Origin of the sequence: Streptomyces sp. NPDC058231 (genome assembly GCF_042882275.1) — a bacterium.
In the GTDB taxonomy this organism is placed as follows: Bacteria; Actinomycetota; Actinomycetes; order Streptomycetales; family Streptomycetaceae; genus Streptomyces.
This window is the reverse complement of the sequence record NZ_JBHVWN010000024.1, coordinates 24,607-48,944: the sequence shown is the minus strand read 5'-3', so window position 1 is coordinate 48,944 and position 24,338 is coordinate 24,607. Positions and strand designations below refer to the sequence as shown.

Annotated in this window: 26 protein-coding genes; 11 read left to right on the top strand and 15 right to left on the bottom strand. The window is 70.4% G+C overall.

The window, feature by feature from the left end:
- Window positions 1-86 precede the first annotated feature (86 nt).
- Both mqnP and ACFVXE_RS18330 read right to left on the bottom strand, forming a co-directional pair.
- Window positions 87-1,004, bottom strand: coding sequence for a menaquinone biosynthesis prenyltransferase MqnP (gene mqnP, locus ACFVXE_RS18335; protein WP_389672175.1), 918 nt, complete (start codon window positions 1,002-1,004; stop codon window positions 87-89).
- A complete protein-coding gene (locus tag ACFVXE_RS18330; RefSeq protein ID WP_389672174.1) occupies window positions 1,001-2,458 on the bottom strand; it encodes a menaquinone biosynthesis decarboxylase in 1,458 nt (485 codons plus the stop codon). The genes mqnP and ACFVXE_RS18330 overlap by 4 nt, the downstream gene beginning before the upstream one ends.
- Window positions 2,459-2,546: 88 nt before the next feature.
- Between ACFVXE_RS18330 and ACFVXE_RS18325 the strand changes: the two genes are divergently transcribed.
- Together ACFVXE_RS18325 and ACFVXE_RS18320 are read left to right on the top strand one after the other, a co-directional pair.
- On the top strand, window positions 2,547-2,951 hold the full coding sequence (locus tag ACFVXE_RS18325; RefSeq protein ID WP_389672173.1) for a PLD nuclease N-terminal domain-containing protein: 405 nt from the start codon (window positions 2,547-2,549) through the stop codon (window positions 2,949-2,951).
- 232 nt (window positions 2,952-3,183) lie between these two features.
- On the top strand, window positions 3,184-3,627 hold the full coding sequence (locus tag ACFVXE_RS18320) for a nucleoside deaminase (RefSeq protein WP_389672172.1): 444 nt from the start codon (window positions 3,184-3,186) through the stop codon (window positions 3,625-3,627).
- Between the two features lie 94 nt (window positions 3,628-3,721).
- On the opposite strand, the gene ACFVXE_RS18315 is transcribed toward ACFVXE_RS18320, so the two are convergent.
- The 8 genes from ACFVXE_RS18315 to hemL form a co-directional block, all read right to left on the bottom strand.
- Window positions 3,722-4,261 carry an SRPBCC domain-containing protein gene (locus ACFVXE_RS18315; protein WP_389672171.1) on the bottom strand — a complete coding sequence of 180 codons (540 nt, stop codon included), beginning with the start codon at window positions 4,259-4,261 and terminating at the stop codon, window positions 3,722-3,724.
- Window positions 4,262-4,312: 51 nt separating this feature from the next.
- A complete protein-coding gene (gene ccsB, locus ACFVXE_RS18310; RefSeq protein WP_389672170.1) occupies window positions 4,313-5,392 on the bottom strand; it encodes a c-type cytochrome biogenesis protein CcsB in 1,080 nt (359 codons plus the stop codon).
- Window positions 5,389-7,185 (bottom strand): cytochrome c biogenesis protein ResB, encoded by a 1,797-nt coding sequence (locus ACFVXE_RS18305; protein ID WP_389672169.1) that lies wholly within the window; start codon window positions 7,183-7,185, stop codon window positions 5,389-5,391. Before ACFVXE_RS18305 ends, ccsB begins: the two co-directional genes overlap by 4 nt.
- A 6-nt stretch (window positions 7,186-7,191) precedes the next feature.
- Window positions 7,192-7,914, bottom strand: coding sequence for a cytochrome c biogenesis CcdA family protein (locus tag ACFVXE_RS18300; protein ID WP_389672221.1), 723 nt, complete (start codon window positions 7,912-7,914; stop codon window positions 7,192-7,194).
- Between the two features lie 46 nt (window positions 7,915-7,960).
- Window positions 7,961-8,572 carry a TlpA family protein disulfide reductase gene (locus ACFVXE_RS18295; RefSeq protein ID WP_389672168.1) on the bottom strand — a complete coding sequence of 204 codons (612 nt, stop codon included), beginning with the start codon at window positions 8,570-8,572 and terminating at the stop codon, window positions 7,961-7,963.
- A 67-nt stretch (window positions 8,573-8,639) separates the two neighbouring features.
- Complete coding sequence (locus tag ACFVXE_RS18290; RefSeq protein WP_389672167.1) at window positions 8,640-9,899, bottom strand: hypothetical protein; 1,260 nt, start codon at window positions 9,897-9,899, stop codon at window positions 8,640-8,642.
- A gap of 484 nt (window positions 9,900-10,383) precedes the next feature.
- Window positions 10,384-11,088: a histidine phosphatase family protein gene (locus ACFVXE_RS18285; protein ID WP_389672166.1), complete on the bottom strand. Its 705-nt coding sequence runs from the start codon at window positions 11,086-11,088 to the stop codon at window positions 10,384-10,386.
- Complete coding sequence (gene hemL / locus ACFVXE_RS18280; RefSeq protein WP_389672165.1) at window positions 11,085-12,401, bottom strand: glutamate-1-semialdehyde 2,1-aminomutase; 1,317 nt, start codon at window positions 12,399-12,401, stop codon at window positions 11,085-11,087. The genes ACFVXE_RS18285 and hemL overlap by 4 nt, the downstream gene beginning before the upstream one ends.
- Window positions 12,402-12,530: 129 nt before the next feature.
- On the opposite strand from hemL, the gene ACFVXE_RS18275 reads away from it, so the two are divergent.
- The 3 genes from ACFVXE_RS18275 to ACFVXE_RS18265 all read left to right on the top strand — a co-directional run bounded on the left by ACFVXE_RS18275 (window position 12,531) and on the right by ACFVXE_RS18265 (window position 14,981).
- Window positions 12,531-13,112 (top strand): hypothetical protein, encoded by a 582-nt coding sequence (locus tag ACFVXE_RS18275; RefSeq protein ID WP_389672164.1) that lies wholly within the window; start codon window positions 12,531-12,533, stop codon window positions 13,110-13,112.
- A gap of 280 nt (window positions 13,113-13,392) precedes the next feature.
- Window positions 13,393-14,502, top strand: coding sequence for a hypothetical protein (locus ACFVXE_RS18270; RefSeq protein WP_389672163.1), 1,110 nt, complete (start codon window positions 13,393-13,395; stop codon window positions 14,500-14,502).
- A 122-nt stretch (window positions 14,503-14,624) separates the two neighbouring features.
- Window positions 14,625-14,981 carry a hypothetical protein gene (locus tag ACFVXE_RS18265; protein WP_389672162.1) on the top strand — a complete coding sequence of 119 codons (357 nt, stop codon included), beginning with the start codon at window positions 14,625-14,627 and terminating at the stop codon, window positions 14,979-14,981.
- Here the strand turns inward: ACFVXE_RS18265 and ACFVXE_RS18260 are convergent.
- Entirely contained in the window at window positions 14,914-15,486 is a 573-nt protein-coding gene (locus tag ACFVXE_RS18260; RefSeq protein ID WP_389672161.1) for a TIGR03086 family metal-binding protein, read from the bottom strand. The genes ACFVXE_RS18265 and ACFVXE_RS18260 overlap by 68 nt on opposite strands.
- An 88-nt stretch (window positions 15,487-15,574) precedes the next feature.
- On the opposite strand from ACFVXE_RS18260, the gene ACFVXE_RS18255 reads away from it, so the two are divergent.
- The 3 genes from ACFVXE_RS18255 (at window position 15,575) to ACFVXE_RS18245 (ending at window position 18,179) form a co-directional block, all read left to right on the top strand.
- A complete protein-coding gene (locus ACFVXE_RS18255) occupies window positions 15,575-16,381 on the top strand; it encodes a DUF6597 domain-containing transcriptional factor (protein WP_389672160.1) in 807 nt (268 codons plus the stop codon).
- 127 nt (window positions 16,382-16,508) lie between these two features.
- On the top strand, window positions 16,509-17,348 hold the full coding sequence (locus ACFVXE_RS18250) for an NAD(P)H-binding protein (RefSeq protein WP_389672159.1): 840 nt from the start codon (window positions 16,509-16,511) through the stop codon (window positions 17,346-17,348).
- A 63-nt stretch (window positions 17,349-17,411) separates the two neighbouring features.
- Window positions 17,412-18,179, top strand: a complete 768-nt coding sequence (locus ACFVXE_RS18245) for a Mut7-C RNAse domain-containing protein (RefSeq protein ID WP_389672158.1) — start codon at window positions 17,412-17,414, stop codon at window positions 18,177-18,179.
- Here ACFVXE_RS18245 and ACFVXE_RS18240 read toward each other — a convergent pair.
- Entirely contained in the window at window positions 18,169-18,657 is a 489-nt protein-coding gene (locus ACFVXE_RS18240; RefSeq protein WP_389672157.1) for a MarR family winged helix-turn-helix transcriptional regulator, read from the bottom strand. The two genes, ACFVXE_RS18245 and ACFVXE_RS18240, sit on opposite strands and share 11 nt — an antisense overlap.
- 63 nt (window positions 18,658-18,720) lie before the next feature.
- Window positions 18,721-19,287, bottom strand: coding sequence for a TetR family transcriptional regulator (locus ACFVXE_RS18235; protein WP_389672156.1), 567 nt, complete (start codon window positions 19,285-19,287; stop codon window positions 18,721-18,723).
- 138 nt (window positions 19,288-19,425) lie between these two features.
- On the opposite strand from ACFVXE_RS18235, the gene ACFVXE_RS18230 reads away from it, so the two are divergent.
- Window positions 19,426-20,931 carry an FAD-dependent monooxygenase gene (locus ACFVXE_RS18230; RefSeq protein ID WP_389672155.1) on the top strand — a complete coding sequence of 502 codons (1,506 nt, stop codon included), beginning with the start codon at window positions 19,426-19,428 and terminating at the stop codon, window positions 20,929-20,931.
- Between the two features lie 90 nt (window positions 20,932-21,021).
- Here the strand turns inward: ACFVXE_RS18230 and ACFVXE_RS18225 are convergent, their stop codons facing one another.
- Window positions 21,022-21,552, bottom strand: coding sequence for a hypothetical protein (locus ACFVXE_RS18225; RefSeq protein ID WP_389672154.1), 531 nt, complete (start codon window positions 21,550-21,552; stop codon window positions 21,022-21,024).
- 150 nt (window positions 21,553-21,702) lie between these two features.
- Here ACFVXE_RS18225 and ACFVXE_RS18220 point away from each other — a divergent pair, with 150 nt between their 5' ends.
- Together ACFVXE_RS18220 and ACFVXE_RS18215 are read left to right on the top strand one after the other, a co-directional pair.
- A complete protein-coding gene (locus tag ACFVXE_RS18220) occupies window positions 21,703-22,038 on the top strand; it encodes a YnfA family protein (protein ID WP_389672153.1) in 336 nt (111 codons plus the stop codon).
- Window positions 22,039-22,148: 110 nt separating this feature from the next.
- Window positions 22,149-22,907 (top strand): SDR family NAD(P)-dependent oxidoreductase, encoded by a 759-nt coding sequence (locus tag ACFVXE_RS18215; RefSeq protein WP_389672152.1) that lies wholly within the window; start codon window positions 22,149-22,151, stop codon window positions 22,905-22,907.
- A gap of 133 nt (window positions 22,908-23,040) precedes the next feature.
- Here ACFVXE_RS18215 and ACFVXE_RS18210 read toward each other — a convergent pair whose 3' ends face one another.
- Entirely contained in the window at window positions 23,041-24,234 is a 1,194-nt protein-coding gene (locus ACFVXE_RS18210) for an RtcB family protein (RefSeq protein WP_389672151.1), read from the bottom strand.
- Window positions 24,235-24,338: the final 104 nt, after the last annotated feature.

Sequence of the window (24,338 nt, the reverse complement as noted above, 5' to 3'; positions counted from 1 at the left end):
CCTGTCCCGTTGACCCGCACGGGGCGGGGCGTGATCAGGACAGGGGCGCGGGGAAGGGCGGGAGCCGCGAAGAACGGCCCGAGGGCTCAGACCGTCAGCCCGCGCATCAGCAGATCCAGCAGGGCGCACGCGAACAGGGCGATCCCGATGAACCCGTTGACGGAGAAGAACGCCCGGTTCAGCCGGGACAGGTCGTGCGGCCGCACCACTCGGTGCTCGTAGACGAACGCCACGGCGACGATCACCATGCCGATCCAGTAGAAGAGCTCGGCGTGCGTCGCCAGACCGAACCAGACCAGCAGCCCGGTCGTCACCACGTGACAGACCCGGGCCCCCCACAGCGCGGCCGGGATCCCGAAGCGCGCCGGGAACGAGAGCACGCCGTGGGCGCGGTCCGCCTGGACGTCCTGGCAGGCGAAGATCAGGTCGAAGCCGCCGATCCAGACACCGACCGCGAGGCCGAGGATCACCGCGTCCCACGACCAGCTGCCGGTGACCGCGAGCCAGGCTCCGACCGGACCCATGGCCTGGGCGATGCCGAGTATGGCGTGCGGATAGTTCGTGAACCGCTTGCCGTACGGGTAGACGACCATCGGCACGACGGCGACCGGCGCGAGCGCCAGGCAGAGCGGGTTGAGCAGGGCCGCGGCGCCGAGGAAGACGACGACGGCGACGAGCGCACCGGTCCACGCCGACTTCACCGACACGGCGCCGGTGACCAGCTCGCGGCCCTCGGTGCGCGGGTTGCGGGCATCGATCTCGCGGTCGATGATCCGGTTCGCCGCCATCGCGAACGTGCGCAGCCCGACCATGGCGATCGTGACGAGCAGCAGCCGGACCCAGTGGATGTTCCGGTCGAGCTGGAACATCGCGGTCAGCGCTGCGATGTAGGCGAACGGCAGCGCGAAGACCGAGTGCTCGATCATCACGAGCCGCAGGAACGGCTTGACCCCGCCGGTCGGTCGCGCGGACCCGGGGCCCAGTGATGCTTCGGCCGCAGTCACAGCCCGTACTCCTTCCACCGGCGGTCGACCTTCGCCGCCGTCTCCGGGTCGGACTCGACCATGTCCGGCCAGCCCCCGTCCCGGGTGTAGCCCTCCTCGGGCCACTTCTTCGTTGCGTCGATGCCCGCCTTGCCGCCCCAGAACTGCTGGTAGGAAGCGTGGTCGAGGTGATCGACCGGGCCCTCGCTGACGGTGAGGTCCCGGGCGTAGTCGGTGTTGCCGAGCGCCCGCCAGGCGACCTCGTGCAGATCGTGGACGTCACAGTCGGAGTCCACGACCACGATCAGCTTGGTCAGCGACATCATGTGCGCGCCCCAGATGGCACTCATCACCTTCTGGGCGTGCTTGGGGTACTTCTTGTCGATCGAGACGATCGCACAGTTGTGGAAACCGCCCGCCTCCGGCAGGTGGTAGTCCACGATGTCCGGCACGATGATCTTGAGCAGCGGGAGGAAGAACCGCTCGGTGGCGCGCCCCAGCGGCCCGTCCTCGGTCGGCGGCCGGCCCACCACGATCGACTGCAGCAGCGGACGCTTCCGCATCGTCACGCAGTCGATGGTCAGTGCGGGGAACGGTTCCTGCGGTGTGTAGAAGCCGGTGTGGTCGCCGAACGGCCCCTCGGGAAGCATCTTCCCGGGCTCCAGCCACCCCTCGATGACGACCTCCGCCTGCGCCGGTACCTGCAGCGGCACGGTCTTGCAGTCGACCATCTCGATCCGCTTGCCCTGGATGAACCCGGCGAAGAGGTACTCGTCGATGTCCCCGGGCAGCGGGGCGGTGGAGGCGTACGTCACCGCCGGCGGCGCCCCGAAGGCGATCGCGACGGGCAACCGTTCCCCGCGCTTGGCGGCGACCTGGTAGTGGTTGCGGCTGTCCTTGTGGATCTGCCAGTGCATCCCGATGGTGCGCCGGTCATGGCGCTGGAGCCGGTAGAGCCCCAGGTTCCGTACGCCGGTCTCCGGGTGCTTGGTGTGGGTGAGCCCCAGGTTGAAGAAGGAGCCGCCGTCCTCGGGCCAGGTGAAGAGCGCGGGCAGCCGGTCCAGGTCCACGTCGTCGCCGGTGAGGACGACCTCCTGCACCGGGGCGCTCTCGGACTTCACCTTCTTCGGCGGTACGTGGATCATCGAACCGAGCTTGCCGAACGCCTCGCGCACCCCGACGAAGCCGTGCGGCAGCTCCGGCTTCAGCAGGCCGCCGATCTTGTCGCTGATCTCCGCGTAGGACTTCAGCCCGAGCGCCTTCAGCAGCCGTCGGTCGGTCCCGAAGACGTTCATGGCCAGGGGCATCGACGAGCCCTTGACGTTCTCGAAGAGCAGCGCGGGCCCGCCCGCCTTGTTCACCCGGTCGACGATCTCGCCGACCTCCAGGTAGGGGTCGACCTCGGCCTTGATGCGCTTGAGCTCGCCCTCGCGCTCCAGTGCCCGGAGCAGGGAGCGAAGATCGTCGTAAGCCATGCGGTCCAGTATCGGCCACGGGCTACCCTGGCCCCGTCACCGGGGCGGGACAGCGCCCCGTCATCTCTTCGCGGGGGGACCCTTCACCATGTTCCGGGTCTTGATCTATCTCCTGCCTCTGGCACTGACGATCTACGCGTTCATCGACTGCCTGAACACCCCGGAGGACGAGGCGAAGCACCTGCCGAAGATCGCCTGGGTCTTCATCATCCTGCTGTTCTGGATCGTGGGCCCGCTCGTGTGGCTGGGCGCGGGGAAGCTTCGCCAGGTGCCCGCCGGTGGCCGCACGCCGTCCGAGTGGCACCGCAATCACCGTCACGAGTGGGTGGCACCGGACGACAACCCGGAGTTCCTGAAGGCGCTGAAGGAAGAGAACAAGAAGGACGAGTCGCTCCTCAAGGACTGGGAGGCGGATCTGCGCCGCCGCGAGGAGGAGCTCAGGCGCCGGGATAGCGGAACCGGCCCGGAGGGGTCCGCGCCGCCCGCCCAGTGACGCGGAGCGTATTCGCACCGCAGCCGCCGTCCCGGCCGTCCGGGCGGCGGCTGCGGTGCGGCGCACCGCCCGGCGACGAGCTCGGCGGGGCTCCCCCGCACGACGGCCGCGGGAGGGACAATCGGGCCGGGCCTCCGGTGCGACCGGGGCCCCGGGCCCGGCCGGCCGAACCGGATCCCCGCGGTGTCCACGGGGGTCACCTCCGCGCAACGGCCATCAGGGGAGCACGCACATGAGGGACGAGACCATGCTCGCCACCGCCCTCGCGGAGGCCCGGGCCGGCCTCGCCGAGGGCGGCATCCCGATCGGCGCCGCCCTCTACGGAGCGGACGGCACCCTTCTCGGCCGCGGCCGCAACCGTCGCGTCCAGGACGACGATCCGTCCATGCACGCGGAGACCGCCGCCTTCCGCGCGGCCGGCCGGCAGCGTTCGTACCGCGGTACGACCATGGTCACCACGCTCTCCCCCTGCTGGTACTGCAGCGGCCTGGTCCGCCAGTTCGGCATCTCACGGGTGGTCGTCGGGGAGGCCGCCACCTTCCACGGCGGACATGACTGGCTGGCCGAAAACGGCGTGCGGATCGTGCTGCTCGACGACCCCGAGTGCATCTCCCTGATGCGGACGTTCATCCGCGACCACCCCGGCCTGTGGCACGAGGACATCGGTACCGCGTAGCGACACCGGACGGCCGGCGGACGTCGGTGCCGGCGCCCGAGGACCTCTCCCAGCGGTTCGTGGCGATCACCCGGCCGGAGGGGAAGCCCCCGGCTCAGAACTGCTTGCCGCCGTCGTCCGCCCCGTAGCTCTCCCTCAGCTCCCGCCACCCGGCCGGTGGCCGGTCCGGTCCGGCGGCGGCCTCTCCGTCCAGCGCGGCCGCCAGGCGCTCGAAGCGGCTGTGCCAATCGGTCAGGCGGTCCAGCCGCCTCGCGTCGTCGCCACGGAACTCGTTGGTGAAGCGGAGCACCACGTCCTCGCCGCGCGGCGGCTCCAGGTGGAAGCGGGTACGGCCGCGTCCGCTGTCGAGGGTGTACTCGGCGACCCGCTCGACGTCCCAGGCGGTGACGGTGCCGGAGACGGTCCTGACTTCCGTCTCCTGGCCGGCGGGGGCCAGACGCAGGGTGACCGCGCCGCCGATGTACGGCTCGAAGGGGTCGGCGGCGCCGAGCCAGCGCGCCAGCCCCTCGGAACTGGCAACGGCTGCCCACACCCTTGGAACAGGGTGGGGCAGCCGGAGCGTGAACCGCAGGACGTGCTCGTCACCGCGGGTCTCGGTGGTGCCGCGTTCGATCACGGAGTGCGCATCGGTCATGGTCCCAGCGTGGCCCGGTGGGACGCGTTCCGCACCCGTACGCGTAAGCGGTCAGACGCCCGCGTAGGAGTGCTTGCCGGTGACGAAGATGTTCACGCCGTAGTAGTTGAAGAGCCAGCAGCCGAACGCGATGAGCGCCAGGTAGGCGGCCTTGCGGCCCTTCCAGCCGGCGGTGGCGCGCGCGTGCAGGTAGCAGGCGTACGCGACCCAGGTGATGAAGGACCAGACCTCCTTGGGGTCCCAGCCCCAGTAGCGGCCCCAGGCGTCGCCCGCCCAGATCGCGCCCGCGATGATCGTGAACGTCCAGAGCGGGAAGACGGCGGCGTTGACGCGGTACGAGAACTTGTCGAGGGTCGCCGCGGCGGGCAGCCGGGACAGCACCGAGTGGGCGAAGGAACCCGGCTCGGTACCGTTCGCCAGCTTGTTCTCGTAGCTGTCACGGAACAGGTAGAGGAGCGTACCGACGGCGCCGATGTAGAAGACGGCACCGCAGATGATGGCGGTGGAGACGTGGATCCACAGCCAGTACGAGTGCAGCGCGGGCACCAGCTGGTCGCTGGAGGTGTAGAGCACCGTGGTGGCGATACCCAGGTCCAGCAGGACGGTGGTGACCAGCAGCAGCCCCATCCAGCGGACGTTCTTCTTCAGCACCATCAGGATCAGGTACGCGGCGACGGCCACCGTGGAGAAGGTGACCGAGAACTCGTACATGTTGCCCCAGGGGGCACGCTGCACGGACATCGCGCGGGCGACGACACCGCCGGTCTGGACGAGGAAGGCCAGGACGGTCATGGAGACCGCGATCCGCCCGTACAGATCGCCCTTGAACGTGCCGCCGGCCGCGCCGGGCCCGTCCGGGACGTCCCGCGAACCGGACGCGGAACGCGTGATGATCTTCGGGCGGTCCAGTACGGCGGTGGCCCCGCCCTTCTGCGCGACCTGGACCTGGATCTTCGCCGGGGCATCGGCCCCGGTCAGCGCGGCGGCGGTGCGGCCGACCTTGCTGCGGCTGCCGAACACCCACTCCGCGATGTGCGCGAAGAAGGCCAGGGTGTAGACGGCCATCGACGAATAGACCAGCACATTGCTGGTGTGTGCCAGGTTCTCGTTGGTTGCGGCGGCGAGATTCACTTCTCAGCCCCTTCGGCAGGTTCTTCGGAAAGTGCTTCGGCGGATGCGCCGTCCGGCGCTGTGGGCGCCGCGGCCACGACTGGTTCTTCGGCCGGCCCCGGTTCCCCGGGCGTGTCCGGCGCCATGGGCGCCAGGCCGTTGAGCGTGACCGCGAGATCGGCCAGCTCCTCGGGAAGCTTCGCGGACTCGCTGCGGCCCAGACCCGCCATCTCCACGACGGTGACGCCGTCGGCTCCCCGTACGGCCCGGACCCATACCCGGCGCCGCTGGATGAACAGCGACCCGGCCAGACCGGCGATCGCGCCGATCGCACCGGTGAGCGCCCAGCCGCCGGCGGGCTGGTGCGAGATCTGGAAGCTGGCCCACTGCTCGACGCCCACGAAGGTGATCGACCCGGCGCCGTCGGGCAGCTTCATCGTCTCGCCGGGCAGCAGCCGCTGCTTGAGCTGGCCGCCCTTGCTGTCCTTGAACGCCTTCATCTTCGAGGTGTTCAGCTGGTACACGTTCTGCGGCAGGCCGGAGTCGACGCCGAGACTGCCGTGGAACCCGTTGAGCGCGAGCACCGGGAAGTCCGCGGCCGGGAACTGCGAGAACATCGTCCCCTTGCCGCTGCCGGCGAAGGTCGGCACGAAGAACGCCTGGAAGCCCAGCTGGTCCCGCTTGCCGCTCCTGTCCTTGTAGCCGTCCATCACCTTGATCGCGCCGGTCGAGGTGACGTTGGAGTCGATCGGCAGCAGCGGTACGGCCGACCGGTAGACCTCCTTGCCCTTGCCGTCCTTGACGGAGACGACCGGGGCGTAGCCGTGCCCGATCAGATAGACCTTGGAGCCGTCGACCACCAGCGGCTCGTTGACCTTGATGACCGTCTTCTTCGGCTTGCCGTACGCACCCTCGGAGTAGGTGACGTGAGCCTCGTACTTACGGGGCGTGCCGATCTGCGGGCCGCTGCGCTCGTACGTGCCGACGAACTTGTCGAGGGTGAAGCTGAACGGGACGAGCGAGTCGGTGTCGAACAGCGAACCCGACTTGAAGTCGTCGTACTGGGTCAGCGTGTTGGAGAAGCCGTCGCCGTCGACGATCAGCTTGCCGCCCTCGGACTTGAAGAGCTGCCCGGTGGCGAAGGCCACCAGCATGACGATCAGCGCGATGTGGAACACCAGGTTCCCGGCCTCGCGCAGATACCCCTTCTCCGCGGCGACGGCATCACCGGCGGTGTGTGCCCGGTAGCGCCGCTTGCGCATCATCGCCAGCGCGGCCTCGCGGACCTGCTCCGGCTCGGCCTCGGTACGCCACGTCGTGTACACGGGCAGCCGCGTCAGACGCTTGGGGGCGCCCGGCGGGCGGCTGCGCAGCTGGCCGATGAACTGGCCGGTGCGCGGCACGATGCACCCGATGAGGGAGATGAACAGCAGGATGTAGATCGCGGAGAACCAGACCGAGCTGTAGACGTCGAAGAACTGGAGCTTCTCGTAGATCGGCGTGACCGTGGTGTGGGCGTCCTTGAAGGTCTGCACCTTCAGCTCGTCCACGCTGTTCTGCGGGATCAGCGAGCCGGGGATGGCGCCGAGCGAGAGCAGGAAGAGCAGGATCAGCGCGACCCGCATCGAGGTGAGCTGGCGCCAGAACCAGCGGGCCCAGCCGATGACGCCCATGGCGGGCAGCGTGGCCAGGGACTCCTCGAGCGGCGCGGTGGAGAGCTGCGAGCCGGCCGCGCCGAGCTCGGCCGCATTCTCCCGCTCCCGCTGGTTCGCGCGCTCGCGCTCGTCGGCGGCATTGGTCTTGGTGTTGCTCATCGAAAATCAGATCCCCACCGTGAAGCCGTCGGACCAGCCCTGCAGTTCCTGCATCATGCTGGCCCACGCACCGGTCAGCAGAAGCAGTCCGGTCACGATCATCATTGCGCCGCCGATCCGCATGACCCATGCGTAGTGGCGCTTGACCCACCCGAAGGCGCCGAGCGCCCTGCGGAAGGCGACTGCGGCGAGCACGAAAGGCAGGCCGAGTCCCAGACAGTACGCCAGCGTCAGCACGGCCCCGCGCCCCGCCGTCCCCTGGTCGATGGCGAGGATCTGCACCGAGGAGAGCGTCGGGCCGAGACAGGGCGTCCAGCCGACCCCGAACAGCGCCCCGAGCAGCGGCGCTCCGGCGAGCCCGGTCACCGGCCTCTTGTGGATACGGAATTCGCGCTGGGTCATCCAGGGCATCAGGCCCATGAAGAAGACGCCCATCAGGATCATCAGGACGCCGAGGACCTTGGAGATCAGCTGGCTGTGGTCCTGCAGCCGCTGGCCGAAGAAGCCGAAGAGCGCGCCGCCGGAGACGAACACGGCGGAGAACCCGAGCACGAAGAGCGAGGCGCCGACGACCATCCGACCCCGTCTGGCCTGAGCCAGGTCGGTGCCGCTGACGCCGGTGACGTACGAGAGGTAACCGGGCACCAGGGGCAGCACGCACGGCGAGAAGAACGAGACGAGTCCGCCGAGTACGGCGACGGGCAGGGCCACCAGCAGGGCCCCGGTCATGACCGTGTCGTTCTGGCCGGTTACGGCGGCGAGGGTGAGCACCTGATCACTTCTCCGCGATCAGCGGGTCGATCAGCTTGTGCAGCGCGACGTCGTCGAGCGCCCCCAGTTTGCGCGCGGCGATCTTCCCGTCCCGGTCCAGGACCACGGTCGACGGGATGAGCTGCGGGTTCAGCGTCCCCTTGGGGAAACGCAGGATGAGCTTCCCGATCGGGTCGAAGAGGCTCGGGTAGGGAATGCCGTTGTCCTTCTCGAAGTTCACCGCCGGACCCCTCTGGGCGTCCCGGGTGTTGATCCCGACGAACTGGACCTGCCGGCCGTCGGTCTCCTTGGCCACCTTCGCGAAGTGCTTGGCCTCCGCCCGGCAGGGCCCGCACCAGGATCCCCACACGTTCAGCACCACGACCTTGCCCCGGTAGTCGGCGACGTCGAGCGGCTTGCCGTCCACCGAGGTCCCGTCGAGCTTCGGAGCGACCACGCGGTCTGCCTCGGCGACGGTCGAGGTCCCGCCGTCACCGGTGACGAAGTGCGAGTTGCCGCCGCCACCACTCTTGACGTCATCACCACCGCAGGCGGTCAGCGTCAGCGCCAGCGCGGCAGCCGCTGCGGGAGCGGCGAGCAGGGTGAAGCGGCGTCGGGGTGCGCGGCCAAAGCTCATGTGAAAAGTTTCGCATGACCGTTTCGAGGATCTTGCGCACCCCCCTCGGTGCCCGTAAAGCCCGTTGTCAGGCCTGATTAAAGAAGGTGTTCCAGCCTCCGTCGGGCGACTCGCCGACCTCCAGCGTACGGAGCTTCGCGAGCACGGCCGGATCCTGGGCATCCAGCCAGTCGACGAACTGCCTGAAGGAGACGAGCCGTACATCCGGCTTCCCCGCGATCCTTTTGAGGGTCTCCTCGACCGCATCCATGTAGATGCCGCCGTTCCACTCCTCGAAGTGGTTGCCGATGAAGAAGGGGGCGCGATTCGACTCGTACGCGCGGTCGAAACCCGCGAGATACGACTGGACGGCCTGCCGACGCCATTCGGGATAGCGCGACGGCATTCCGCGGGTGGAGTTCTGCGACTGGTTGGCGAGGATGTTGTAGTCCATCGAGAGCACTTCGAAGGTGTGCCCGGGAAACGGGATGCCCTGCAGCGGAAGGTCCCAGACGTCCTCGCGCTTCGTGGGCCAGATCTGGGTCCCGCCGGGTGAGCTCGCGTCGTAGCGCCAGCCCAGATCGCGCGCGGTGGGCAGCAGGTTGTCCTGGCCGAGGAGACAGGGTGTGCGGCTGCCGACGAGTTCCTTCCGGTAGTCGAAAGGCAGCGGGTCGAGATCGGTCCAGCCGGAGTTGGTGCGCCATTCGGTGACGAAGGAGACCGCCTGGTCGATTTCGCTCCGCCACTGATCGGGCGTCCAGCCGGCGACCGATCCGGAACCGGTGCAGAAATGCCCGTTGAAATGCGTGCCGATCTCATGGCCGTCGAACCAGGCCTGCCGGACGTTCTCCAGCGTCTGCTTGATGTGATCGTCGGCGAGATATCCGATGTCGGAGGCGCCGATGCCGTTGTTGGGCGGCCGGTACAGCGTCTTCTTCGACTCGGGCAGCAGATAGAGCCCGGAGAGGAAGAAGGTCATCGCCGCGTCGTGATCCCTGGCCAGCCCGAGGAAACGCGAAAAGAGCCCGTTGCCGACCTCACCCGCACCGTCCCAGGAAAAGATGACGAACTGCGGCGGGGTCTGCCCCGGTTCGAGCGGGACCGGCGCGGGGGGCTGGTTCGGCTGTTTCCCCGTGTCCGCGGTGGAACCGTCGCCGATCTCCCGGACGTCCTTCCTGCCGCGACCGCGCCCCTCGCCCTTCCCGTCGCTCCCCGTCGTCCCACTGCCGGGGCCGGGGCCTGGCCGGCCCGCCCGGGAGGCGCCGGAGGAGTTGCAGCCCGCCACCCCGACGGCGGCCACGGTCCCCAGGCCGGCTCCGAGCAGACTCCTTCGGCTGATGTCGCGCATGGCGTCCCCATCTGCGTTCGTTTTGGCCCAAGTCCATACAAACTGGCAACGACTTAGATGGGCGAAACAACACGACGGTTCCGCTGGTTTGCAGAAGAATATTTACGTGACCTGATCCCGACCCTGATCCCGAACCGGCCCCGTCCTCGATTTCGACCAATTCCTTCCCGGATGCACCGTGGGCCCCACCAGCCGATGTTTCGGCTGGGGCCCACGGTGCATCCGGCCTGTCCGTCCGGGGTTCTCCGTCCGGACCGGGCCGGATCGGGTCGGGCACGCGGGCCCGGCATGATCCGGACGACCGGCCCTAGGGCGTGTTTCGAAAGTAGCGCCGTCCGCCCGGAGGGCGGGCTCGGCGGCGTCTGGTGCGTGCGATCGCAAGTCGGAGGGTCGCCCCGATACTGGATGTATCGGGGTGATCCCGACAACGCGGCGAGCGTGCGTGCGAGACGTCGCCGAGCAGGCGGGACTTTCGAAACCGGCCCTAGGCGCCGAACGCCTTGGACTTCCCCTTCACCGGCTTGGCCCCGGCCAGCAGGTGCGCGGGGACCAGATCACGGGCCGGCTCGGTGTAGCCGACCGAGACGATCTTGTCGCCCTGGTACGTGAAGCTGGTCAGCGAGGCGAGGGTGCACTGCCGCTTGCGCGGGTCGTGCCAGAGCCGCCGGCGCTCGACGAAGCTCCGGACGATCCAGATCGGCAGCTGATGGCTGACGCAGACCGCCTCGTGCCCGCGGGCCGCGTCACGCGCGGCGTCCAGGGCCCCCATCATCCGCACGACCTGCTCGACGTACGGCTCGCCCCAGGACGGGCGGAACGGGTTGGTGAGGTGCTTCCAGTTGTCCGGCTTGCGCAGCGCGCCGTCACCGACACCGAACGTCTTGCCCTCGAAGACGTTCGCGGCCTCGATCAGGCGCTCGTCCGTGGCGAGGTCGATGCCGTGCGACTTGGCGATCGGCGTCGCCGTCTCCTGGGCACGCTCCAGGGGGGAGGCGACGACATGGGTGATGTCGCGCTTCTCCAGGTGCTCGGCCACCCGGTCGGCCATCTGCCGGCCGAGCTCGGAGAGGTGGTAGCCGGGACGGCGGCCGTAGAGGACTCCGTCCGGGTTGTGCACCTCGCCGTGGCGCATCAGGTGCACCACGGTGATGTCCTTGCGGGCGCTGCCGGCACTGCTGGTCTCGCTCATGCGGTGGCCTCCGAGGCGGCGCGGGCGGCTGCGGGCAGGGCGGCGGCGATCCGCTCGACGGCCTGCGTGTCGTGGGCGGTGGAGACGAACCAGGACTCGAACGCGGACGGCGGCAGGTACACGCCCTGCGACAGCATCGAGTGGAAGAAGGCCGTGAAGCGGAAAGCTTCCTGCTTCTTGGCGTCCTCGTAGTTCCGCACCGGCTGGTCCGTGAAGAACACGGAGAACATGTTGCTCGCCGCGGACACCGTGTGCGCGACTCCCTCCTTGGTGAACGCCTCGCTCACCAGGGACCGGATCTCCGCGGAGACCGCGTCGACCTTCGCGTACGCCGCGTCGTCGAGCAGCCGCAGCTGGGCCAGGCCGGCGGCGGTGGCGACCGGATTCCCGGAGAGGGTGCCCGCCTGGTAGACGGGGCCGACCGGGGCGAGGTACGCCATCACGTCGGCGCGCCCGCCGAAGGCCGCGGCCGGGAAGCCGCCGCCCATGACCTTGCCGAAGGTCATCAGGTCGGGTCGCACGCCGTCGATGCCGAACCAGCCGGCCTTCGAGGTGCGGAATCCGGTCATGACCTCGTCGGAGATGTACAGCGCGCCGCCCTCGGCACAGAGCGCCTTGAGTCCGGCGTTGAAACCGTCGAGCGGCGGCACGACGCCCATGTTGCCCGGCGACGCCTCGGTGATCACGCAGGCGATCTCGCCCGGGTGCGCGGCGAACGCGGCGCGCACGGCGTCCAGGTCGTTGTACGGCAGCACGATCGTGTCGCCGGCCTGCGCCCCGGTGACCCCGGGGGTGTCCGGAAGCCCGAAGGTCGCGACCCCTGACCCGGCGGCGGCGAGCAGCGCGTCGACGTGCCCGTGGTAGCAGCCGGCGAACTTCACTACCTTCGCCCGGCCGGTGAATCCGCGGGCCAGCCGGATCGCGGACATGGTGGCCTCGGTGCCGGACGACACCAGCCGTACCTGCTCCACGGGCTCGATCCGGGCCACGATCTCCTCGGCGAGCGCGACCTCGCCCTCACCGGGCGTACCGAACGAGGTGCCGCGGGCGACACTCTCCTGAACTGCGGCAATGACCTCCGGGTGGGAATGGCCGAGGATCATCGGCCCCCACGAGCACACGAGGTCGACGTACTCACGGCCGTCGGCGTCGGTAAGGTACGGACCGGTACCGGACACCATGAAGCGGGGCGTACCGCCCACGGCCCGGAAGGCACGTACGGGAGAGTTCACGCCGCCGGGCGTCACGAGGGACGCGCGGTCGAAAAGCGTCTGCGAAACTGGGGCGTCATAGGGAAAGCTCACACAAGCCATGGTGTCAGAGCCACGGACGGACTTGCGGACAGGTGTTTCACACCACGCCCGTGGGGGAGGTCACTGACACGATGATCGGGTTGCGCGGCGGGGGCTGTGTCTCCTAAGTAGTAGTCGGGTGGATGAAATATGCATCGCGGTGGCGGAGTGGGCGAAGGGACCGACGACCTGGGGCCCGAGCCTGCCCGGCGAGGTCGGCACCGGCGTGAGGCTGAGCGCAGTCAGGGCATACAGGCCGGCAGTGCGCGGGCCGGAAGCAGGAGTGGTGGCCGGGTGGGGGTGACCTACAAATATTTCGGCGCTCCCGACGGGGCCACTGCCGCCCGGGTGCCCATCTCGATGCGCCCCGAGGAGCTCGGCGGCGACGAACTGGGCATGGGCGGCATGTTCACCAAGATCAAGCCGGAGACGGTGGCGGCGATGGTCCTCACCGGCATACAGGGCATACCGCTGCACAAGGTCCCGCCGCTCGAACTGGTCGTCCTGCACCCCGACTACGCGGTGGTCAAGCTCCCGATGACGGTGGTCGACCCGCTGCGCGGCGTCGGCGAGGAATCGGTCGGTGCCGCTGCCTTCATCTGGTCCACGGTCCCGGACCGCGGCGGCCCACGCGACGCGTTCAACGTCTACCAACTGCTGCACGAGTGGCAGGACTTCTCGCACCGGCTGCATGACGCGGGCCATCAGGCGTACTGCCTGGTGTGGCCCTGAGCCATGATGTGACCTCGAGCCGGGGTACCCGCCCGGTGGTCCGGCAGGCCGTCGGGCCGCCGGGGACCTGATGCGGGCGGCGGCGGTGGGGCGATCCGACGCGCCCCGGCTTCACGAGCCCCGACGGCCACTCTGCCCGTGGTTTCGGTCCGCCGCCCGGGCGCGTTCCCCGCCCGAGCCGGTCGCGGCCCCCACCCCGCAGCGCGGTTGTCACTCACGGGCTCTACGGTTCTCCCCTGTTCTCGTGCACGCCACAGGCTGCACGTTCGGGAGGGGAACCATGATCACCAATGCCGTGCCGGCTCGTCCTGTCACCACCTTCAGCGCGCCCCTGGACCGGGAGCGCGACGTCGCGTACGCCCCGTCCGTCCTGCGGTGGCCGGACCGGCGGCTGCTGATACAGCGCGGCGAGTCCGAGGCGGTCGCCGTCGGCCTGGACGAGGGGGCCGGCCGGCAGACCCGCTTCCCGGCGCCCTGGCCGCGCCGGTTCGGTACGTTCACCGTGGCGCCCGACGGGGAGCTCGCGGTCTTCGCCGGGGTGCACGCGGTACGCGCGGTGGATCGATCGGGCACGGTGCGCTGGGAGGTGCGGCACGGCTGCTGGGCCGGCGACTGCCGCGTCCTGCACGAGTCGTACGAGGAGTACGCGGACAGCAGGGCGCATCGGTACGCCGACAGCGGCTCGGCGGTGTTCTCCGCGGACGGGTCGCTGGTGTGGGCCCACGTCCGCGGTCCGGTGGCCTCGGCCGGACCGGATCCGGAGGCGCTCGACGAGTGGCTGGTCATCGACGCCGCCGACGGCCGGGTGCTGGGCCGGGTGGACACGGAGACCGTGGCGGCGGGCTCGGAGCACGTACCGCACCCCGATCCGGCGCAGATGGGACTGAGTGTCGGCGAGGGGCAGGACGGGGCGCCGCTGCTGTGGGGACGGTGGGACGGGAAGGAACTCTCCGTCGCTCAGTTCGGCGAGCAGGAGCGGATCCTGACCTCGGTGAGCCCCACCGGTGAGCACTTCCTGACGGTCTCTCACGATCTCGACTCGCTCGCCCTGCACCGGGTCGTGGACGGTGAGGTGGTGGCCGAGCTGTCGGCGGAGGGGACCGTGCCCCGTCATCCCGAAGCGGATCCGGACGACCACGACGCCGACGAGGTGATGTGGGACTACGAGTGCGGTTTCGTGGACGACGCGAGGGCCATCACCAGTACGGATCAGGAGGAGGAGTGCGGTCCGGTCCGGCACTGGCTGCTGAGGGCGAAGGACATGCGGCCCACGGCGCGGATCGAGTACCCCTTCCCGGTCTCCGGCACACCCACCGCGCTCGGCGACGGCACCTGGTACACGGTGTCCGAGGACGAGGGCACCCTTCAGCTTTGGACGCTGGACGAATAGGCTCCCAACCGTCTTTATCCGGCCATTCATTGGCCGAAGAACGATCTTCAGCCGACCTGCTGGACGTGCCGATGTAGCCCACATAGCCGATGTGCGAGGCATCGACGCCGAGGAGGCCTGCCGTGGGTGAGACCCTGCTCGCTCTTTCCGTCCCCGCGCTGGTCCTGACCGGCGTGATCCATGCGGGCTGCGGGCGTTGGCGGCGGCGCCGGAGCCCGGCGCCGCCGTCCCCGTACACCCACCAGGCGGCCCGTCTCGCCGGGTGCGGGACGGTCCTGGCCGCGGAGGAGATCGTCGACGGGGCCTACGCGGCGCTCGGCCGGTTCTACGGCATCCCGGGGGCACCGGATCCGGCCACGGAAGACGCGGTGACGGCGGCGACCGCAGCCACCACCGGCGGCGCCGCCGGCGTCACGCGGGGGGCGGCTGCCAGCCCGGGTCACGGCCAGTCGTCCCCAGCATCTGTTCGAAGGGGCTAGCACCGTCGGGTACGGGGAAGGGCTCGCCGTACACCTTCGCCTTCCGCGCGGTCGGAGCCATCTCGGCCACCCCCGGGCCGAGTTCGTCCACCACGTCCCCGTCCGGGACGAACACCTGACCGGTGGCGCGCGCCAGGTCCCAAGCGTGCAGGGTCAGATCGCCCAGCACCATCCGAGCGACGGTCCTGGCCGGAAAGCCCATGGAGCCCGCGGTCCCCTCGTCCGCACCCGGCGCGTCCCACGCCGCCACCAGCTTCGCCGTCTCCTCGCCGAAGCGGCCGCGCCAGTCACCGGTGACCGCCGTCGGCGCCGGACCGAAGTCCGGCTCCTGCCTGGCCGCCAGGGCCTGGAAGTTGACGACCACCTGGAAGAGGTGGTCGACCAGGGCCCGCACGTCGTACTCCGTGCACGGCGTGGGGTCACCCAACTGGCCGTCATGGATCCCGTGCACCACGGGAATCGCCCGCGCGGCGGCCGCGTCCAGCAATTCACTGATCTTCTTCATGGTTCAACCGTGCCGCCGGCCACCCCAGGCGTCTTGAAGAAACGCGACACGGACGCATCGAACGATCGTGCGCCATAGGATCGCCGCCATGTCAGGCCCTCGACGCGACAACCGGGGCATCGTCGACGCCCGCGAACTCTTCTCCCATGTGCACTTCCGTCGGCGCGAACCCGCTCCCGCGCTGCGGCCGTATCTGGCGTTCTACTGGCTGATCGACTGGGACCTGCCGCAGCCGTACACCTCGTACGTGGTGCCGCACCCCTCGGTGAACCTGGTCTTCCAGCACCACGGGAGCACCGGTGAGCCCGCTTTCGCGGAGGTGGCGGGCGTCGGTCTCGGGCTCTTCAGCCAGACGCTGGAGGGCCGCGGACGGGTCTGCGGGGTGAAGTTCCGGCCGGGCGGTTTCCGGCCGTTCGCACCGGCCCACCCGGTGTCCCACTGGTCCGGCCGGCGGCTCATGGCCGACGAGGTCCTCGCCGCACCCTCCCCGGTACCGGCCGTGCTCGACCCGGCCGAGGAGGACGCCCGGGTCGCGGCACTGGACGCGTACCTGCTGGCGCTCGCCCCGGAGCCGGACCCGCAGGCCGAGCGTGCGACAGCCCTGGTCGAGCGCGTCCGCACCGACCGCACGATCCGCCGCGTCGGCGAACTCGCCCGCGCCGAAGGGCTGTCCGCACGCTCGCTGCAGCGGCTCTTCGCCACCCATGTGGGCGTCGGACCCAAGTGGGTGATCCTGCGCTACCGCATCCACGAGGCCCTGGAACGCGCCGAGACCGACCCCGAAGTGGACTGGGCCGCACTCGCCGCAGGTCTCGGCTACAGCGACCAGGCTCACCTGGTCAGGGACTTCACGGCCACGGTCGGCGCGCCGCCGGCGGCGTTCGCGGCGCGCTGACCCCCGGCGAGGCCGGACCGCGGGGCCGCCGCCCCGGAACGATTGACGACCGGGCCCTCCTCGGGGATATTTATCTGCGTTGCGCAGATTATGTGTCACGCATGAAGATCGAAGGAGTCCCGCCGCCATGCTCACCCTCGTCACCGGCAGCCGCGGCCGCGTCGGATCCGCACTCGTCCGGCTGCTGCACCGGGGCGGCCACGGCGTGCGGGCCGCCTCCCGTACCCCCGCACGGCTCACCCCTCCGGCCGGCGTACCGGCGGTGGCCTGCGACCTGGCCGACCCCACCACCTTCGCCGCCGCCCTGGACGGCGTCGACTCCGTCTTCCTGTACGCCGAAGCGGCCGGGATCGACGCGTTCCTGGCACAGGCGGAGGCCGCCGGGGTCGCCCACATCGTGCTGCTCTCCTCCAGTGCGGTCCTCGGCCCGGACCCGCACGCGGATCCGGTCGCCCGCTCCCACCACGCGGTGGAACAGGCGCTCGCCGGCTCGCCCGTCACCTCGACCCTCCTGCGCCCGGGCGCCTTCGCGGCCAACGCGTACCAGTGGGCCGGGGCGGTGCGCGCCCACGGCGCGGTCGGCCTCCCCTACCCGCACAGCCACACCAGCCCGATCCACGAGAGGGACCTCGCCGAGGCCGCCCTCGCCGTCCTCACGGAGCCCCGGCTGCAAGGCTCGGCGTACCACCTGACCGGCCCCCGATCGCTCACCGCCGCCGAACAGGTCGGCCTGCTGGCGGCGGCGTCGGGGCGGCCGATCAAGGTCGACGCCGTGAGCCGGACCGCCTGGAAGTCGTCCGTGGCCCCGTACGTCTCCGACGAACTGGCCGAGGGCCTGCTCGCCCTCTGGGCCGCCACGGACGGTTCACCGGCCGAGGTGACCGGCGGGACCGAGAAACTGACCGGCCGCCCGGCCCGCACGTTCGCCGCCTGGGCCGCCGAACACGCCGCCGCGTTCCGCGACTGAACGGCACGCTCCGTCACCGCAATCCCCTGGCTCGCGCAGACCGCCCAGTGGCATGCTGGCGACGTGAACGGACCGGAGATCCATCTCGAAGTCGCCCCTGAACTGCGGCTCTTCGTCGCCCACGAGCGTCGCGACGGGCGCACGCCGGTGACCACCGACGGCTCCTCGACGCTCGGCCATGTCGTGGAGTCGCTCGGCGTTCCGCTCACCGAGGCCGGCCAACTGCTCGTCGACGGCCGCCCCGTTGCGGTCTCGCACATCCCGGGCGCCGGCGAACGCGTGGAGGTGCGCGCGGTGGTACGGCCCCAGCGCATCGAGGGTGCACCGCTGCGCTTCCTCCTCGACGTCCACCTCGGCACGCTCGCCCGGCGGCTGCGGCTGCTGGGCGTCGACGCCGCGTACGAGAGCGAGGACATCGGCGACCAGGCGCTGGCCACCCTGTCGGCGAAGGAGAGGCGGGTACTCCTCTCCCGGGACCGGGGGCTGCTGCGGCGAAGGGAGATCTGGGCGGGGGCGTACATCTACAGCGACCGCCCGGACGACCAGCTTCGGGACGTACTGGAGCGGTTCGCGCCGGCGCTGGTTCCGTGGAGCCGGTGCACCGCGTGCAACGGGCAGCTGACCGGGGCGGACAAGGATTCCGTCCAGGGGCGGCTCGAGCACGGCACCCGGCAGTCGTACGACGTCTTCGCTCAGTGCACGGAGTGCGGCCGGGTGTACTGGCGCGGCGCGCACCACGCCCGACTGGAGGCGATCGTCGCCGACGCGGTGCGCGAGTTCGGCGCCCCGGACGAGCCGGTGGGTCCCGCCGGGACAGCGCCTACGGGCTGAACTCGCCGCTCCGCAGCCGCGCGATCTGGCTCGCGCCGAGTTCCACCGTCCGTCGCATGTGGCCGATGAGGAGCGTCACCTCGTCGTCGTCGTACGCCTCGAACATCGCCGCCCAGTCCCCGTTCAGCCGCTCCCAGACGGCGCCGAACTCCGCCATCCGCTCCGGCACGGTCGCGACGAGCACCCGCCGCCGGTCCGTCGTGTCGCGCTCGCGGGTCACGTAGCCGGCTCGCTCCAGCCGGTCGACGAGCCGGGTCGCCGAACCGGTGGTGAGCCCGGTCAGCTCCGCGATGCGGCCCGTGGTGACCGGCTCCGCTTCGAGGCTGAGCAGATTGAGGCACTGCAGGTCGGTGGGGTGGATCCGCAGATGGTCGGCCACGGCCTGGTTGAAGAGGGCGTACGCGGCCATGTAGCGGCGCGACACGGTGGACAGCTCCGCCAGCAGGGCGCCGCGCCGGACCGGAGACTTCTGCGTCATGCGGAGAGTGTACGAATCAGACGGCCTCCCGCCCCCGCCGGGACAGGGGACGGACCGTGCGCGCTACGGCTGCTCGGCGGTCAGATAGCGCTGGACGGTGGGCGCCAGCCAGGCGATCACCTCGTCGCGCGACATCGCGGCGGCGGGGGCGATCCGCAGGACGTAGCGGGCGAGCGCCATCCCCAGGATCTGGGAGGCGACGAGCGCGGCGCGGCGCGGCGCGTCGGCGGGATCGGGGCACACCCCGGCGGCTATCGGTCCCAGTTGGCCGGCGAAGACGGACCGCATCCGCTCGGCCCCCGCGTCATTGGTGACACCGACCCTGAGCAGGGCGGTCAGGACGTCGTCCTGCTCCCAGCGGTCGAGGAAGTGCCCGACGAGTACGGCCCCGACGTGCCTCGCGGGCAGCGCCCCGAGCTCCGGCAGCCGCAGATCGATCGCGGACGCGGCCGCGAACAGCCCCTCCTTGTTGCCGTAGTAGCGCATCACCATCGACGGGTCGATGTTCGCGTCGCGGGCGATGGCCCGGATGGTGGCGCGCTCGTAGCCGTCGGAGGCGAACCGCTCACGGGCCGCGCCGAGGATCGCGGCCTTGGTGGCGTCCGAGCGGCGGGGCGCATTCGTCGTCATGCCAACAATCGTAGGCCAACAGCCGTTGACATGCCAGTGGGGCGCGTTCTATATTTACCAACAAGCGTTGACCTACATTTGTTGGCCAACAATCGTTGGTACCGGATGACCGTTGGTAACCGGCTTCAGGAGGCCGACATGACCGGCAAGCCCAGCACCCGTACGAACGCCGACGCCACCCCCGGCGCGCACAGCACCTCCGACGCCCCGGGCGCCGCCCGCACCGCCGATGTCCTCGTCGTCGGCTCCGGACCCACCGGAATGCTGCTCGCCGGCGATCTCGCCGAGCGCGGCCTCTCGGTCACCGTCGTCGAGCGCCGCCGGGAGACCATCAGCAACATGACGCGCGCCTTCGCCGTCCATGCCCGCACCCTCGAAACGCTCGACGCCCGCGGCCTCGCCGACGAGCTGGTCAGGACAGGCTCCCGCCTCACCGAGCTGCGGCTCTTCGACGGCCTCCGCCTCGATCTGTCCCGGCTCCGGTCCCGCTTCCCGTTCCTGCTGGTCACCCCGCAGTACGAGGTCGAGCACGTGCTGAAGCGCCGCGCACTGTCCGCAGGCGTGGACTTCCGGTACGGCTCGGAGCTGACGGGCCTGAGCCAGTCCGTCGACACCGTCACCGCCGAGGTGCGGGACACCGACGGGACGCACACTGCGCTCACCGCCCGCTACGCCGTGGGCACCGACGGCGTGCACAGTGCCGTACGCAAGGCGCTCGGGCTGCCCTTCCCCGGCGCGTCCGTGATCCGGTCCATCGTCCTCGCTGATGTCCGGCTCACCGAGGAGCCGCCCGACCTCCTCACGGCCGACGGCGCGGGGGGCGCGTTCGCCTTCATCGCCCCCTTCGGCGACGGCTGGTACCGGGTCATGGGATGGAACCGCAGGCATCAGGCCGCCGACAGCGATCCCGTCGAGCTGGACGAGCTGCGCGAGATCACGCGTCTGGCCCTCGGCAGCGACTACGGCATGCGCGACGCCCGCTGGATCTCCCGCTTCCACAGCGATGAACGACAGGTGCCCGCCTACCGCACGGGCCGGGTCTTCCTGGCCGGGGACGCCGCCCATGTCCACTCCCCCGCGGGCGGCCAGGGCATGAACACCGGGCTGCAGGACGCGGCCAACCTCTCGTGGAAGCTCGCCGCCGTACTGAAGGGAGAGGTGTCGGACCCGGAAGCGCTCCTCGACAGCTACCAGGCCGAGCGGCATCCGGTCGGCACCATGGTGCTGCGCAGCAGCGGCGCGCTGATCCGCCTCGCCATGGCCCGGACCCTGCGGCAGCGGGCGGTCCGTGCGTCCGCCGCACGCCTGCTGTCCATGGTGCGGCCGGTCGCGGACAAGGCCATCGGCCTGATCTCCGGCATCGGCATCGCGTACCCGGCGCCCCGCGGTTCCCATCGCCTCACCGGAAAGCGTGCACCGGACCTGGGGCTGGTGGAGGGCCGCCTCCAGGAGTTGCTGCGTGACGGCAGGTTCGTCCTGGTGACCCCCGCCGACGTGCCCACGCCGTCGTCCCCGTCCCCACTGGTGCACGCACACTGGGCGAGCGACCGCACGACCGTGCTCCTCGTCCGCCCCGACGGCTATGTCGCCTGGGCCGGCGACCGGTCCGACCCGGCGGCGCTGCGGGCCGCCCTCGACAGGTGACCGCCGCGCGGCACGGCGCCCGCCCGCACCGCGCGCGCCCCTGCGCCCTCCCCGTCGCACGCCGGCACCGCGGTCGCCCGCCACCGGCGGTCAGAAAACGTACTCGTCCCCGGTCGCGAAGGCCGACACCTGGTGCTGGTCGTTCTGGAGGTTCCGGTCGGTCGCACCGCCGTTCCAGACGGTGTCGATCCGCACGACCACGGCCTTCGGCCGCCCCGCGAGCCGCAGTTCGAGGGCGAGCTGTCGGCCCGCCGAACCGTCGGCGGGCAGCGGACCGGTCCGGCACAGCACCGTACGGGCGTCGGCCTGCAGGCACTCGACCGGCATCTCCTGCCGGCCGGCGAGCACCGCCGAGAAGCGCAGCCGCACGGTCGCCCCGTCCAGATCCGAAGGGCCGTGGTTCTCACTGTGCAGCCAGAGCCCCAGCTCACTGCCCCACAGCGAGACATGCCCGTGGTGGGACACGTCCGCCTCCGGCTCCGCCCATCCGCCCGCCGGCGCGGCCGCGGCCACCGGCGCCGCCACGGCCACCCGGCCGGCCCCCCACGCATCGGTGGACATCGCTGCCACCATCGCCACCGCGGCGGAGACCACCAGCCCAGCCTTCCACGTCACTAGCATGCAGCGAAGGTACACATCACCCCTATTTATTCTGATTTACACACTCGTCTTGGCCGCCATTCCACCCACTTGCTCCACCCCGTGCCACTCGAACCACCGCGCTCCACGGGACAGTCCTTGGCCGCGCCACCCGCATGAAACGCTGTTCCCATGCTTGTCGCCCGCTCCGTCGCACTCTTCGCCGTCGCCGCGCTCTTCGAGATCGGCGGTGCCTGGCTCGTCTGGCAGGGCGTGCGGGACCACCGGGGCTGGATCTGGATCGGCGCCGGAATCATCGCCCTGGGCGCGTACGGCTTCGTCGCCACACTGCAGCCGGACGGCGAGTTCGGCCGCATCCTCGCCGCGTACGGCGGTGTCTTCGTCGCCGGTTCGATCGCCTGGGGGATGGTCGCCGACGGCTACCGACCCGACCGCTGGGACGTGGCCGGTGCACTGATCTGCCTGGCCGGCATGGCCGTCATCATGTACGCCCCCCGCAACCACTGACCGGAAACCACGGCCCCGTCCGTCCGATGGCCGTGGCCGCCGAACGCCGCGGCGGGCCGCCTGCCTATCCTGAGCCGGTACCGATCAGCTCTCCGAGGAGTCGAGTCCGCATGGCCGCCACCCCCATCGCCGTCATCACCGGAGCAAGCAGCGGCATCGGTGCCGCGACCGCCCGGCAGCTGGCCGCCGCCGGTTACCGCGTCGTCCTGACCGCCCGCCGCAAGGACCGCATCGAGGCGCTCGCCGCCGAGATCAGCGAGGCCGGCCACGAGGCCACGGCCTACGCCCTGGACGTCACGGACCGCGAGGCGGTCGACGCGTTCGCCACCGCCTTCCGCACCCTCGCCGTCCTCGTCAACAACGCGGGCGGCGCCCTCGGCGCCGACCCTGTCGCCACCGGTGACCCGGCCGACTGGCGCCGGATGTACGAGACGAACGTCATCGGCACCCTCAACGTCACGCAGGCCCTCCTCCCCGCGCTCACGGCGGGCGGCGACGGCACGGTCGTGATCCTCTCCTCGACCGCGGCTCTCTCCACGTACGAGGGCGGCGCCGGCTACGTCGCCGCCAAGCACGGCGAACACGTCCTTGCCGAGACGCTCCGGCTGGAGATCGTCGGCACCCCGGTCCGCGTCATCGAGGTCGCCCCCGGCATGGTCAAGACGGAGGAGTTCGCCACCACCCGCTTCCGCGGCGACACGGAGAAGGCCGCCAAGGTCTACGCGGGCGTCGACGCCCCGCTCACCGCCGACGACGTGGCCGACACGATCACCTGGGCCATCACCCGCCCCAGCCACGTCAACATCGACCTCCTGGTGGTACGCCCCCGCGCCCAGGCCTCCAACACGAAGGTCCACCGCACGCTCTGACAGCGGGCGGGGCCGCGACGGGAGCGGCGGCCTCAGCCGCGCGAGCGGGCACGGCGGCCTACGGCACACGCCACGGAGCCCCGGACCACCACCACAGGGTCCGGGGCTCGTCCTCGCGGCGGCGCGAGGGCGTTCAGCCCTTCACGCACACCACCTGCTTCAGCTTCGCGACGACCTCCACGAGGTCCCGCTGCTGCTCGATGACCTGCTCGATCGGCTTGTACGCACCCGGGATCTCGTCCACGACACCGGAGTCCTTGCGGCACTCCACGCCCCGCGTCTGCTCCTCCAGGTCCCGCGTCGAGAAGCGCCGCTTCGCCGCGTTGCGGCTCATCCTCCGGCCGGCACCGTGCGAGGCCGAGTTGAACGACTTCGCGTTCCCGAGGCCCTTCACGATGTACGAGCCGGTGCCCATCGACCCCGGGATGATGCCGAAGTCACCCGATCCCGCGCGGATGGCGCCCTTCCGGGTGACCAGCAGGTCCATGCCTTCGTACCGCTCCTCCGCCACATAGTTGTGGTGGCAGGAGATGACCGGGTCGAAGGTCACCTTGGCCTTCCTGAACTCCTTGCGGACCACGTCCTGGAAGAGCCCCATCATGATCGCGCGGTTGTACTTCGCGTACTCCTGGGCCCAGAACAGGTCGTTGCGGTACGCCGCCATCTGCGGGGTGTCCGCGATGAAGACCGCCAGGTCGCGGTCGACCAGACCCTGATTGTGCGTCAGCTTCTGCGCCACCCCGATGTGGTGGTCGGCGAGCTCCTTGCCGATGTTCCGGGATCCGGAGTGCAGCATCAGCCAGACCGCGCCCGACTCGTCGAGACAGAACTCGATGAAGTGGTTGCCGGAGCCGAGCGTCCCCATCTGCTTCATAGCGCGTTCCTGACGGAACTTGACCGCGTCGGCGATCCCGTCGAACCGTGCCCAGAAGTCGTCCCAGCCCGCCGTCGGGAAACCGTGCAGCCGGCCCGGGTCGACGGTCTCGTCGTGCATCCCGCGGCCCACCGGGATGGCCTGCTCGATCTTGGACCGCAGTCGCGACAGATCGCCCGGCAGGTCGTTGGCGGTCAGCGAGGTCCTGACCGCGGACATGCCGCAGCCGATGTCGACTCCCACGGCCGCCGGGCAGACCGCACCGTGCATCGCGATCACCGAGCCGACCGTCGCGCCCTTGCCGAAATGCACATCGGGCATGACCGCCAGGCCCTTGATCCAGGGCAGCGTGGCCACGTTCTGCAGCTGCTGCATCGCGCCGTCCTCGACCGAAGCCGGGTCGGCCCACATGCGGATGGGGACCTTCGCCCCCGGCACCTCCACGTACGACATAACTCCTCAATTCCCCCGAAAATCCTCAAAGCGCAAAACCGGTGCCAAGGTCGGCAAAAGAGTTGGCCGACCGGCATCCACAGCGGCGCGTGCGATACACATTG